Source organism: Rhodococcus sp. PAE-6 (assembly GCF_025290685.1).
Classification (GTDB): Bacteria; Actinomycetota; Actinomycetes; order Mycobacteriales; family Mycobacteriaceae; genus Rhodococcus; species Rhodococcus pyridinivorans.
Genome location: NZ_JAOCLZ010000013.1, coordinates 80585 through 92741, shown reverse-complemented (window position 1 = coordinate 92741; position 12157 = coordinate 80585). Strand labels below are relative to the sequence as shown.

Sequence of the window (12157 nt, the reverse complement as noted above, 5' to 3'; positions counted from 1 at the left end):
GGGACCGGTCAAAGATCCCCCTTTTTCGCCCGCACGTGCGCGGCGTCGAGGATCGCGGCGGACCAGTCCAGGTCCCCGCCGGCACCGAGTTGGTCGAGGACCCGGCGGTGCAGCTCGTCGAACACCCCAGCCTTGGCCCAGGTCGTGAACCGTCTATGCGCGGTCGGAACACTGACTCCGAATGACGGTGGCAGGTGCCGCCAGGCACAGCCGCTGGTGAGCACGTAGACGATAGCGGTGAACACCGCCCGATCATCGAGTGCCGCCCGGCCGCCGCCCTGCGGCCGCGCCCGGAAGCCGGGCAACAACGGTTCGACGATCTCCCACAACGCATCTGGTACCAGCCGGGAAGACAACGCATCGACCACGACGGTGCATTATGCCGCACAAACGATCTAGACCATAAGAGACACTCTCTAAGGAAACATCTCGTATCGTCGCCCGAGTTCCCGCAGGAAGGACTCGAGAACGAGGTCGAAGCTCTCGGCATCGATCTCGGCGGCGTACTCGCGAAGCCGATGCGCCTGCGACAGATGCGGATACCGCTCGTTGTAGGTGTCGATGTGATCGTCGAATCCGCCCGCGAACGAGGTGATCGCGGAACCGATGACAATGTACTTGATCGAGGCTCCGATCATCGTCGCGAAGCGGGGCGGCCAGCCGGCGCGGGTGAGGCCGCCGTGGATGGCGTCGGACGCCTGGAGGGAGACGGGCCGGGTGCCGGGACTCGAGGCGAGGAAGGGCACCATATTCGGGTGCGCGGCGAGCGCGTCGCGGTAGGTGCGAGCCCAGCGTCGGAGCGCTTCCTGCCAGTCGTCCTCGGCGAACCCGCTGACGTCGACCGATTCACCGATGGCGTCGGCGATGTCGTCGAGCAGTTCTTCCTTGGTGGCGTAGTGGCTGTACAGCGACGGGGCGCGAACACCCAGTTCGGCGGCGATCCGACGCATCGAGACGGCGTCGAGGCCGTGCTCGTCGACGAGTCGTAGCGTGACGTCGCGGATGAGCTCACGGCTGAGCAGAGGCGTGCGCGGGCGCGCCATCCATCGTCCTCCTTCCGGCCCGGCCTGGACGAGCTAACAATGTAAGGTTAGTTTGGAATCGCGAGAAGCGCTACGGCGCCGGCATCCCTGGAAGGTCCCTCCATGAACCTGAAGCTCACCGAGGAGGAGCGTGCGTTCCGCGACGAACTGCGCACCTTCTTCACCACCGAGATCCCCGCCGAAGTGCGTGCGAAGACCGCCTCAGGCACTCCGCTGGGCAAGGACGACTACGTCGCCGTCCAGCGCATCCTGCATTCGCGCGGCCTCGCCGTTCCCAACTGGCCCGTCGAATGGGGCGGTCAGGACTGGACGCCGATGCAGCGCAACATCTGGCTCAGCGAGCTGCAGCTCGCGTCGGTGCCCGACCCGCTGCCGTTCAACGCGTCCATGATCGGGCCGGTCATCGCACAGTTCGGCTCGCAGGAGATGAAGGAACGCTTCCTCCCCGCCACCGCCAACCTCGACATCTGGTGGTGCCAGGGCTTCTCCGAGCCCGAGGCCGGCTCCGACCTCGCGTCCCTCAAGACCCGCGCCGTCCGCGACGGTGACGACTACATCGTCAACGGTCAGAAGACGTGGACGACGCTCGCGCAGCACGCCGACTGGATCTTCTGCCTCGTCCGCACCGATCCGAACGCGAAGAAGCAGGCCGGCATCTCGATGCTGCTCTTCCCGATGGACACCCCGGGCGTCACCCTCCGTCCGATCAAACTGATCGACGGCGGCTACGAGGTCAACGAGGTCTTCTTCGAAGACGTGCGCGTTCCCGCCGAGAACCTCGTCGGCGAGGAGAACACCGGCTGGACGCAGGCGAAGTTCCTGCTCGGCAACGAGCGCACCGGCATCGCCCGGGTCGGCGCCACCAAGGTCAAGCTCGCGCGGGCGAAGTCCCTCGCGGCCGAGACCCGCTACGGCAGCGGCTCGCTGCTCGACGACCCGATCTTCGCGGCACGCCTCGCCGAACTCGAGAACGAGCTGCTCGCTCTCGAGCTCACCCAGCTACGCGTCGTCGCCGGCTCGGCCGACGGCAAGCCCAACCCGGCATCGTCGCTGCTCAAGATGCGCGGCTCCGAGTTGCAGCAGGCCGCGACCGAACTGCTCGTCGACATCGCCGGCCCCGATTCGCTGCCCGCCGGCGAGGCCGGTATCGACTCGCCCGACTGGGCGCAGCTGACGATGCCGACCTACCTCAACAACCGCAAGGTCACCATCTACGGCGGGTCGAACGAGGTTCAGCGTTCGATCATCGCTTCCTCGATTCTCGGACTGTGAGGCCCCGGACATGAACTTCGAACTCGACACCGAACAGGACATGCTCCGCGCGACCGTCCGCGACCTGCTCTCCGGCGCGTACGACGTCGAGTCGCGCAACCGGGTGGCCGAAGGTGACCTGGGCTGGAACCGCGACGTATGGAAGCAACTCGGCGAACTCGGCGTGCTCGGCCTGCCCTTCGCGGAGGAGCACGGCGGCATGGGAGCCGGACCGGTGGAGGTCATGGCCGTCATGACCGAGATCGGCCGCGCGCTCGCACCCGAGCCCGTGCTCGACTGCGTCTACCTGCCCGGCCGGCTCGTCGCCGAGGTCGGCACCGACGCGCAGCGCTCCGACATCCTGCCGCGACTGTCCGAGGGCACCGTGCTCCTCGCGTTCGCGCACGACGAGCCGGGCAGCCGCTGGCCGCACACCGAGGTGGCCACCACCGCGGCGCGCGACGGCGACTCCTGGACCGTCTCCGGTCGCAAGAATCCTGTGCTGCACGGTGATTGCGCCGACACCTTCATCGTCTCCGCGAAGCTCCCGGAGGGTGGCGTCGGACTGTTCGTCGTCGACGCATCGGCGGACGGTCTGGTCCGCACGCCGTACCGCACCCACGACGAGCGTCGCGGTGCGCAACTCGTGCTCGACGATGTTGCGGCGACCCCGCTCGGTGAGGCGGCCGACGCGTCCGCCGCCATCACCGCGGCGCAGGTGCACGCGCAGGCGGCACTGTGCGCCGAGGCGGTCGGTGCCCTCGACTCCTCGGTGCAGCTGACCACGAGCTACCTCAAGCAGCGCAAGCAGTTCGGTGTGCCGCTGTCGATGTTCCAGGCGCTCACCCACCGTGCGGCCGACATGTACGTGCTGTACGAGCTGGCGTCGAGCATGAGCCTGTACGCGACCATGGCCCTCGCCGACGGCATCGTCGACCCGACCATCGCCTCGCGCGCCAAGCTGCAGGTCGGCCGGTCCGCTCGGAAGATCGGCCAGGAGTCCGTGCAGATGCACGGCGGCATCGGTGTCACGGCCGAGCACTCCATCGGCCACTACCTGAGCCGCCTGACCGCGATCGAGCACACCCTCGGCACCATGGACGATCACCTGCGGGTGCTCGCCGGCGGTGTGAAGGACTACGAGCTCGTGGAGATCGCCGGAATGTGACCGATCGGGCTCACTCCCGGGGCAGCAGTGTCCCCAGCGGACCGAGATCGATGTTGAGATCCTCGGGGGTGAGCCCGAAATGGTCGCGCAGTTCGCCCATGCGCTGCTCGAGCAGCATCAGTGTCGTGCCGAGCCGTTCGATCTGCTCGTCGCTGAGATCCCCTGCATCCATGCGGTGCAGGGCCTGACGCTCCATCAGCTGCCGGAGCAGTTCGACGAGCGTGAGCACCAGCGTCACCAGGCCCCGCTCCACGGATTCGGGATCGGCGTCGATACGCGACGGGAAGTTCACCGGCTCGCTCACGAACCCTCCCGGGCCTCACGGGGAACGGGGACGTCGACCCCGGGCAGCGACAGGGTACTGATCGACGAGATCAACGCGCGTAACGAGATCCGCACCAGATCGATCTCCGCGATCGACAGCGTGATGTCGCCGGTGATGACCACGCCGCCCGACAGCACCCGATCCAGCAGATCGATCAGAGCGATCCGCCGTTCCTCGTCCACCGATCCGTCGGCGTATCTCACGGCGAGATCCGTTCTGCTCCAGCGAACGAGTAGGGCGGCCACGGGCCGCTCGTCTCGAGCCTGATCCCCGGATTCAGGGACCCGAGTTCCTCCACCTCGGAATAGAATTCGTCCGCCCTGTCGTCGTCGACGAGATATGTCCCGTTGAGCAGCATCCACTCCTGGCTGCCGCTCAGTGCCGGATCGGTCGGCGCGCTCCGGCGACCCGCGGCCGACACACGCAGCAACCGATCGTGGATATCGGCGGCGCGTTCGGCCGCATCGCGTTCGATGCTCTCCTGCGCCGCCAGTTGCGCGCGGCGACGCAGCAGATAGGCCGTGCCCCTGCCGGAACCCGCACCCTCCGCATGCGCTTCCGCGGCGGCCGCGGTCAGCGCCTTGCGATCGGCGAACGCCTTGACCCCCCATTCGGTACGACCGGTCACGAGGGCGAGCGCAGACGCGAACTGCTCCCGGTGCTCGGTGAGCAGGGCCCGGACCCGTTCGTCGTCGAGGCAGACGGTCGCGAGTCGAAGGGGTACCACGGAGACGTGCCGTGCCAATCCGGCGACGACCGAATCATGGGCGCGGGCCACTCTTTCCAGCCAGTCCAGGTCCTCGAGATTGCGAGCCAGTGCGGCCTCGCCGAAATCGTCCAGGGGCACCGTTCCGACGACGGCGGTCAGTCCGCCCTCCTGCACCGTGCGGACCTGCTCGCCGGCGACGCCGGAGGCGCCCTCGGTCTCGTGGCCGACGAGCGTCCCGTCGGTCACGGCGTACATCCAGGTCCCGGTCGTGTCAGTCACGGTTCTCCTCGTCCACGATCTCCGCCGGTTCCGGCTCCAGTTCCTCCGCTCGGGCCTCGAGTGCGGCCAACCGTTCGCGAAGCTGCCGGTTCTCCAATTCGAGTTCCACCCGGCTCGAATCGACCTCGGGTGAGCGAGCCTTGCTCGTCAACCACGGATCGCTCTCCCACCAGTCGATCCCGACGGCCTTGGCCGTCTCGAGCGATGCGATGACGAGGCGGAGCTTGATCGTGAGCAGTTCGATGTCGAGCAGATTCACCTGGATGTCGCCGGCGATGACCAACCCCTTGTCCAGGACACGTTCGAGGATGTCGCCGAGATTGGTCGACCGTCCTCCACCCCCGTAGGGCTGCGGCGACGACATGCCGCCTCCCCCACCGACCACCGTCATGACCCGGTCCTTGCGCCGATGTCGCTGCTGCCGCGTCCGTAACGCCGGGTCCGCCGGTACGCGAGCAGATCACCGTCCAGATCGACCTCCACCTCGTAGAGCGCGAGCATGTCGGCCGACGACGGAATCCGCCGGTCTTCCACGACCTCCACCTCGACGACCCATCCGTCCTCGGTGGGTTCGACGGAGGTGACCCCCTGAGCTTCCTTCGAGGTCAGTTCCTTCAGATGTGTGAGGGCCGCCGATGCGGCCTCGGCCGCCGAGATCGCGGGCGGGCCGGTGTCCTGCGCCACGGGATCACTCCTTTCCCCCGGCGGGGCCGGAGCCGCCCCGGGAGATCATGCGGTTCAGCACGGCCTGCTGCGCCTCGTCCTTCTCCTCGGGGGTCAGCTCACCCGCCTCCGCCGCTTCCTCGATCTGCTCGAGTTCGCGCCGCACGTTGGCGGGATCGTGCAGTTGCTGTTCGACCTGCTCCTGGATGATCTCTCCGAGCCACATCACTCCCCTGACGGGAGCGAGGGGCAGCGTGAGCAGGGAGGTCAGCAGACCCATCGTCAACCTCCTTCGCCGGGGTCGGATTTCGCCACGAAGTCGTAGGCCGCCATCGGGCCGAGCAACGAGATCTCGACCCGGTCCTCCCATTCCCGACCCAGTTCCTGCAGGGCCCGTTCGAGTTCGTCCTGCCGCTCGAGTTCGACGAGGACGGCGATGTGCACGGCATCCTGCTCGTGCGTGGGTTGCCGCTCGTTGACCATCGGGTCGAGCGACGACAGGGCCTCGACCGTGCGGCGCGTGTCCTCGTTCCGTTTGGCCTCGATCGCCGCGTTGATGATTTCCCCGAGCGCCATTCGCGCCTCGCGGGTCGCGTCCTCGGACTGCCCACGGATCTGCTCCCGCAACTGCGCCGCCTCGGAGTTCTCCTCGAGGATCTCCTGCAGGATCGCCCTCTCGTCGTACCGTCCCTTCACGACGAACTGTGCGAGACCGTCGAGTTGGTCGAGGGCCGAGGCGAGTTCGTCCTCGTTCCCCTCGAGCAATTCCGCGGCCACCGCGTCCCGGTCGGTGAGGACGGCACCGAATCTCAGCGGGAGCACGGGGGCGACCGTCACGGTCCCGTCGAGCAACGCGGCGTGCGCCTGGAGATCGTCCGGTGTGCCGAGAGCGCGATCGGTCGGGATCTCGCTCACCAGTGCAGCGATGCGACCGGACTTGACCACCGACACCTCGGCCGGCGGATTGCCCACCCCTTCCGCATGCTCCTCCGGTTCCACATCCGACGGGACGATGCCGTAGACGTAGACCGCAGTGGTCGTGGCGGTTTCGTCGCTGTCGCCCTGCTCGGGTCGTTCGGTCTGTTCGGTGGACATCAGTCCTCACCCCTGCGTGATCGTCGAGCGGGCTGCCGCTGCTCCTGGACGTCCCCGAGGAACTCGCTGACTTTCTCCCCCGCAGCCTCGAGCGCGCCTTTCGTCTTGTGTTTGGAACCGCCGGAGGTGATGTCGCCGACGAGATCCGGAAGGCCCTTCGGCTCGTTGTCGGAGATCTCGAGCCGGTTCACCGCTTCCGCGAAACGCAGATAGGTGTCGACACTGGCCACGACGACGCGGGCGTCGATGGTGAGCAGTTCGATACCGACGAGCGAGACACGCACGAACGCGTCGATGACGAGGCCTTTGTCGAGGATGGTGTCGATGACGTCGGCGAGGCCGGACGAGTTGGGACGGGCCATACCGCCCCCGCCGCCTCCACCGCCGCCCCCTGCAGGTTGGATGGTCATGACCGGGATCCTCTCGAGCGGGACGAGCGCGTACCGGTGCTCTTCGTCGCCCGGGTCCGCTTGGCGGGCGCACGTTTCCGAGGCGGTTCGGGCTCTTCCTCTTCGTCGTCGGGTTCTTCGTCGGAGGACTCGTCCTCCTCGGGATACTCGTCCTCGAGATCCTCCTCGTCCTCGGCCGACTCCTCGTCGCCTTCGTCCTCGGACGGCTCACTCTCCTCGAAATCCTCGTCCTCGTCGCGGATCTCGTCTTCGTCACCGGAGGCGTCGGTCTCCCACTCCTCGCCGTTCTCGCCGGTGTCCTCCTGCTCCTCTTCCTCCCGGCGCGCGGTCTCGTCGTCCTTGACGACCTCGCTGTCGCGGATCTCGCCGTGCCAGCCGACGACGTCGTCGGGATGCAACACGGCTTCGGTCATGACGTGGCGCCGGAAGTGCTTCAGTTCCAGGCGTGACCGGCGACCCACCGCCCGCCACAGATTCGCGGTGCGCTCGAACAGGCCCCGGGGGTGGTACTCGAGCACCAGGAGTATCCGGGTGAGATCCGGCGTGAGTTCATGGAAGGTCACCGCGCCGTCGATGTAACCTTTTCCTCCCTTGGAACGCCACACGATCCGTTCGAACGGCACCTGTTCGAGGATCGTGGACTCCCAGTTCCGACGCGACCAGAAAACCTTGCCCGTCCAATGGAGTTTCTCGTCCTGGACCTGCTCGACCTGTTCGACCTTCTTCATGAACTTCGGCCAGTCGGCGAATTGCGTCCACAGGTCGTAGGCCAGATCGACCGGCACCCCCACGTCGATGCTCTCGACGATGTTGGTGAGCTTGATCTTCTTGTTGCCGCCGCCGCCCCCCTTGCCCCCGCCGGTGACGGCCTCCTTGACGTCCTCGAACTTGTCCTTCGCCGTGTTCTTCAGATTCTCGAACCCCGAGCTCGCCGCCGCCTTCAGCGGCGACTCGCCCTGAGCGAGCTTGTCGACGCCGGTGAGCGCACTGGCCAGATTTCCGCCTTTGCCCTCGGAGTAATCCTGTAATCGTCCCGCCGTGCCGGTGACCCTGTCCGACAGGCTCGACAACGCATTCTGCGCGACGGTTCCTGCGAGGCCCTGCAACGACTGCTGCAGACCGCCGGTCAGTCCGCCCGTGGCCTTCCCCGCCGTGTCCGAGGCGGTGCGGCCCGCCTTACCGGCGGTATCGGTCGCGGTCTTCCCGGCCTTGCCCACCGCGTCGGCGACTCCGCCCGATACATCGCTCAACCTGGCCATCGCTCTCACCGCTTCGTTCGACGTACGGGCGCACGACCGGAGGAGGAGGACGACGCAGTGCTACGCGCTGCGCGCTTGCGCGGCTTCGGAGGTGCCTCCTCCGAGTCGTCCGGATCTTCGCTGTCGGCCGTCTTCTTGCTGCGGGACGTCCGCGGACGGGATGTGGCGCGGGCTGCACGGCGCCGCGGTGCGGGACGCTCGGGTTCCGGCTCCTCTTCGTCGCCCGAATCCTCCTCGCCCGAATCCTCCTCGCCCGAATCCTCCTCGCCCGAATCCTCCTCGCCCGAATCCTCTTCGTCGGCACCCTCTTCGTCCGTCTCGTCGTAATCCGGCTCCTCGTCCCGATTCCGGCTGCCGCGACGCCTGCTGCCGCGACTTTCCTCCTCGTCGCGTGATTCGTCGTATTCGTCCTCGTATTCGGCGTCCTCGGGTTCCTCCGATCGCCCGCCACCGCTCGCACGGGACTGCAGACGTTCGTTGAGGGCGTCGATCCGGTTGCTGGCCGCGGTCACGGCAGCGGCACGAGCCGCATGCATGAGTTCTCCGCGAACGGATTCGGTGATCTTGTTGATCTCGGGAGACGAGCCGAGCATCGAGGCGCTGCGCTGCAGGAGTTCCTGCGGATTGCTGGGCAGTTTGCCGGTCATTCCGGCACCGGCGAGCATCATGGCCACCCGCATCTTCTTGGTACGGCCGAGGAAATATCCGATGCCCACACCGAGGGCGACTCGTGCTCCGGGTTTCATCACCGCTCTCCTTCGTATGCCGCGCGTCGTATGGCGTGCTCGGAAGGGGCCGGGGAGGTCTCGGTACGGTACGCAGCCGATGCGCGTCTTTGTGTGATGCAAACCACAGTACGTCACTCGAGGCCTTGATTCGCGTGCTTCGTCGGCATGCGGATTCCGGAGTGAACGACGGGCTCGAAAAGTACCAATCAGTATGTTGTGCAGCAGGATACGAGGCTTGCTACAGATCTCGACCGGCCGTCCGCGGGCATGCCAAAGAAAGGTTCTCGAGCCGGTAAGGATTCCGGAAACCGGAGGCTATCGCCGCGGATGCACCGGGGTGGCGATCCCTGTCGCCTGCAAAGCGAATGCTGCTTCCGGACCGATGATTTCGCCGACGAGTGCGAGGAAGCGGTCGACGAAGGCCGGCCCGTGGGCCCCCTCGGTGGCGTCGTCGGGATCCTGCGGATCGAGATGGTGCGCGAGTTCGTGCAACACCACCATCTCGCGGAACGCCCACGCGGTGTTCACCCGGTGCTCGGGAAGAGCGATCGTCGCGCAGTCGCGTTCGTAGTGTGCGGCCGCGTTGCCCGCACGGGCCCGCACGCGCACCGGCACGGCGGCGCGCTCCCACCGGGTGCGTACCCAGTCGAGGGCGAGCACGGCGTCGATGTAGTCCTGGACCGAGGCGATGGAGGCGAACCGTCTCTCCACCGGGAGCGTGACGTGGGAACCGGCTACCTCGACGGTCCGCAGACCGCGCTCGTCGGCGCGGTCGAGCATCTTCCGTACGATGGACTCCGCTTCGTACACAGCGGTTCTGCGGGTGTCGCGCACCTTGGTCACCGTTCCAGCCTCCTCGGAGCCGACGGCAGTTCGGGTGCCGTTCCCAGCCGGGCCGCGCGTCCGGCGCGGTCGCCCGCGCGCCGGGCATCGGCCGAGCGCGCCGACGGGGCCCGGTTTCCCCGCCAACTGCCCCGTGCCTGCGACGTACTGCGGTAGAAGTCCTGCAGTTCCAGACTCTTCCCACGCAACACCAACGCCGTACCGGGCGAAGATGTTTCCACCTCGCGTTCGATCTCCTGCTTCGCCTCGGCCAGCCGGGCGCCGATGCGGGCGGCAAACGCCGACTGGAAGTTCAGCCGGGCCGTCACCGCGGCAACGGGCTTGCGCACGCGTGTGCGCACACGGCGGCCACCGCGTTCCTCGACGACGGTGCGCACCGTGGTCTCGTTCCGGTAGGTGCCCTCGCGCAGATATGCGTCGGACGCCCGCACCATCTGCACGAGCAGGGAGGAGTACAGCGCCTCGCACACGTCGATGTCGTCGGCGAAGCCGTAGGCGTAGATGACGGTGGAGTTCGCGGTGATGTCGCACTGCACGTCGTTGGCCCCGGCGATCGCGATGAACAACTGGGCGTAGGTGCGCAGTCCCTTCTTGCCCGTCTCGCCGATGGTGATCAGTCGCTGCACGGGAGTCGCGCGGCGTTCCTTCGCCGCCGTGTGACTGCGCGCGACCGCCAGATCGATCGAGGAGGACGTCGCGAGCCGCTGCGCCGCGGCGAGGAAGGCGTCGGCCTCGTGAGGGTTGTCGGTGGACTCCGCCTGACGGAGCAACCCGCCGATACGACTCAACATCTTGTCCGAACTCACCCAGCGAGCGTAGAGCTTGGCACCGACTCCGCCCACGAGACCGGGAACACGCACGAAGTTCCTGCGAAACCACCCGCGACCCACCAAGATCGTGCAGATGGACACTGCGGTCGATTTCGTCACCGATATCAACGACACGTTCTGGTATGCGGTGATCGCACTGCTCATCGGTTCGGGCCTGTACTACACGATCCGGTCCCGGTTCATCCAGATCCGGCTCCTGCCCGACATGCTGCGTTCCATCGTGGAGAAACCCGAGAGACAACCCAACGGAGAACCCGGCCTGTCCGCCTTCCGGGCCTTCTCCGTCTCGGCGGCCTCCCGCGTGGGAACGGGCAACGTCGCCGGTGTCGCGATCGCGATCAGCCTCGGTGGTCCCGGCGCGGTGTTCTGGATGTGGGCGATGGCCCTGGTCGGTGCAGCGACCGCTTTCCTCGAGTCCACGCTCGCCCAGCTGTACAAGGTGCGCGACGAGGACGGCAGCTTCCGCGGTGGCCCCGCCTACTACATGCAGTACGGGCTGCGGAAACGCTGGATGGGCATGATCTTCGCGGTCATCATCACGATCACCTACGGATTCGTGTTCAACGCGGTGCAGACCAACTCGATCGTCGACGCCGTCTCGAGTTCCGTCGGCGAGAAGACCATGGCACTCCAGGTGATCGTGGGGCTGGCCGTCGCCCTCATCGTCGGCGCGGTGATCTTCGGCGGAATCCGCCGCATCTCCGGCGTCTCCCAGATCGTCGTGCCGGTCCTGGCGTTCGTCTACCTGGTCATCGGCATCATCGTCGTGGTCCTCAACATCGGCGAGGTTCCGACCATGTTCCGTCTCATCGTCGAGAACGCCTTCGGTCTCGAGGAGGTCATCGGTGGTGGCTTCGGCGCTGCCTTCATGAACGGCATCCGCCGAGGTCTCTTCTCGAACGAGGCCGGCATGGGCTCGGCGCCCAACGCCGGCGCCGCCGCCGCGGTTTCCCACCCGGTCAAGCAGGGCCTGGTCCAGAGCCTCGGCGTCTACTTCGACACCCTGCTGGTCTGCTCGATCACGGCTTTCATCATCCTGCTGTCGGAACCCGAATTCGGCAGCGGTCTCGAGGGCGCCGCTCTGACGCAGAACGCGCTCGCGCTGCAACTCGGTGACTGGACGGTGCACTTCCTCGCCGTGCTGATCTTCTTCCTCGCGTTCACCTCGGTGATCGGCAACTACTACTACAGCGAATCCAACATGGAGTTCCTCACCGGATCGCGCCGCATTCTGCCCTACCTGCGCTCGGCGGTCGTGCTGTGCGTCTTCCTCGGGGCCATCGGCTCGCTGCCGCTGGTGTGGGCGCTGGCCGACCTCGCCATGGGAATCATGGCCACCGTCAACCTCATCGCCCTGATCCCGCTGTCGGGTATCGCCTACGCGTTGTTCCATCACTACAGCGCGCAACGCAAGCAGGGTCGCGACCCCGTCTTCCGCGCCGGTGACGTCCCGGGCGTCCGCGGAATCCAGGTGTGGAACGACGACGACGTCACGCCGGTCGAGAGCCGATCGAGCGACGCACGGTAGATTCCCCTACCGCACGAGCGTGTACC

16 protein-coding genes and 1 pseudogene are annotated in these 12157 nt (G+C 66.9%); 3 read left to right on the top strand and 14 right to left on the bottom strand.

Annotation, left to right across the window (positions count from 1 at the left end):
- A pseudogene (locus NVV99_RS21800) lies at nt 1-368 on the bottom strand (transposase); the annotation flags it as partial.
- A 48-nt stretch (nt 369-416) separates the two neighbouring features.
- The gene (locus tag NVV99_RS21795; RefSeq protein ID WP_006550849.1) at nt 417-1043 is read right to left on the bottom strand and encodes a TetR/AcrR family transcriptional regulator; all 627 of its coding nucleotides are present in this window, start codon (nt 1041-1043) and stop codon (nt 417-419) included.
- Between the two features lie 102 nt (nt 1044-1145).
- Between NVV99_RS21795 and NVV99_RS21790 the strand changes: the two genes are divergently transcribed.
- Nucleotides 1146-2315: an acyl-CoA dehydrogenase family protein gene (locus NVV99_RS21790; protein ID WP_019290521.1), complete on the top strand. Its 1170-nt coding sequence runs from the start codon at nt 1146-1148 to the stop codon at nt 2313-2315.
- Between the two features lie 10 nt (nt 2316-2325).
- Nucleotides 2326-3462, top strand: coding sequence for an acyl-CoA dehydrogenase family protein (locus NVV99_RS21785; RefSeq protein ID WP_024102488.1), 1137 nt, complete (start codon nt 2326-2328; stop codon nt 3460-3462).
- Nucleotides 3463-3472: 10 nt separating this feature from the next.
- Here the strand turns inward: NVV99_RS21785 and NVV99_RS21780 are convergent, their stop codons facing one another.
- The 12 genes from NVV99_RS21780 to NVV99_RS21725 form a co-directional block, all read right to left on the bottom strand.
- Nucleotides 3473-3766 carry a gas vesicle protein K gene (locus NVV99_RS21780; protein ID WP_016693994.1) on the bottom strand — a complete coding sequence of 98 codons (294 nt, stop codon included), beginning with the start codon at nt 3764-3766 and terminating at the stop codon, nt 3473-3475.
- Nucleotides 3763-3990 (bottom strand): gas vesicle protein, encoded by a 228-nt coding sequence (locus NVV99_RS21775; protein WP_024102487.1) that lies wholly within the window; start codon nt 3988-3990, stop codon nt 3763-3765. Before NVV99_RS21775 ends, NVV99_RS21780 begins: the two co-directional genes overlap by 4 nt.
- Complete coding sequence (locus tag NVV99_RS21770) at nt 3987-4775, bottom strand: GvpL/GvpF family gas vesicle protein (protein WP_006550844.1); 789 nt, start codon at nt 4773-4775, stop codon at nt 3987-3989. Before NVV99_RS21770 ends, NVV99_RS21775 begins: the two co-directional genes overlap by 4 nt.
- On the bottom strand, nt 4768-5166 hold the full coding sequence (gene gvpJ, locus NVV99_RS21765) for a gas vesicle protein GvpJ (RefSeq protein ID WP_024102486.1): 399 nt from the start codon (nt 5164-5166) through the stop codon (nt 4768-4770). The genes NVV99_RS21770 and gvpJ (NVV99_RS21765) overlap by 8 nt, the downstream gene beginning before the upstream one ends.
- A complete protein-coding gene (gene gvpO, locus NVV99_RS21760; protein WP_019290524.1) occupies nt 5163-5459 on the bottom strand; it encodes a gas vesicle protein GvpO in 297 nt (98 codons plus the stop codon). Before gvpO ends, gvpJ (NVV99_RS21765) begins: the two co-directional genes overlap by 4 nt.
- Before the next feature lie 4 nt (nt 5460-5463).
- Nucleotides 5464-5718: a gas vesicle protein GvpG gene (locus tag NVV99_RS21755; protein WP_019290525.1), complete on the bottom strand. Its 255-nt coding sequence runs from the start codon at nt 5716-5718 to the stop codon at nt 5464-5466.
- Between the two features lie 2 nt (nt 5719-5720).
- On the bottom strand, nt 5721-6533 hold the full coding sequence (locus NVV99_RS21750) for a GvpL/GvpF family gas vesicle protein (protein WP_024102485.1): 813 nt from the start codon (nt 6531-6533) through the stop codon (nt 5721-5723).
- Nucleotides 6533-6943, bottom strand: coding sequence for a gas vesicle protein GvpJ (gene gvpJ / locus NVV99_RS21745; RefSeq protein ID WP_024102484.1), 411 nt, complete (start codon nt 6941-6943; stop codon nt 6533-6535). The genes NVV99_RS21750 and gvpJ (NVV99_RS21745) overlap by 1 nt, the downstream gene beginning before the upstream one ends.
- Nucleotides 6940-8202, bottom strand: coding sequence for an SRPBCC family protein (locus NVV99_RS21740; protein ID WP_024102483.1), 1263 nt, complete (start codon nt 8200-8202; stop codon nt 6940-6942). The genes gvpJ (NVV99_RS21745) and NVV99_RS21740 overlap by 4 nt, the downstream gene beginning before the upstream one ends.
- Before the next feature lie 5 nt (nt 8203-8207).
- The gene (locus tag NVV99_RS21735) at nt 8208-8948 is read right to left on the bottom strand and encodes a hypothetical protein (RefSeq protein WP_024102482.1); all 741 of its coding nucleotides are present in this window, start codon (nt 8946-8948) and stop codon (nt 8208-8210) included.
- 297 nt (nt 8949-9245) lie between these two features.
- Nucleotides 9246-9773, bottom strand: a complete 528-nt coding sequence (locus NVV99_RS21730) for a TIGR04338 family metallohydrolase (protein WP_019290529.1) — start codon at nt 9771-9773, stop codon at nt 9246-9248.
- Nucleotides 9770-10579: a DUF2786 domain-containing protein gene (locus tag NVV99_RS21725; RefSeq protein WP_037217436.1), complete on the bottom strand. Its 810-nt coding sequence runs from the start codon at nt 10577-10579 to the stop codon at nt 9770-9772. The genes NVV99_RS21730 and NVV99_RS21725 overlap by 4 nt, the downstream gene beginning before the upstream one ends.
- Before the next feature lie 97 nt (nt 10580-10676).
- Here NVV99_RS21725 and NVV99_RS21720 point away from each other — a divergent pair, with 97 nt between their 5' ends.
- On the top strand, nt 10677-12131 hold the full coding sequence (locus NVV99_RS21720; protein WP_024102480.1) for a sodium:alanine symporter family protein: 1455 nt from the start codon (nt 10677-10679) through the stop codon (nt 12129-12131).
- Nucleotides 12132-12157 lie beyond the last annotated feature (26 nt).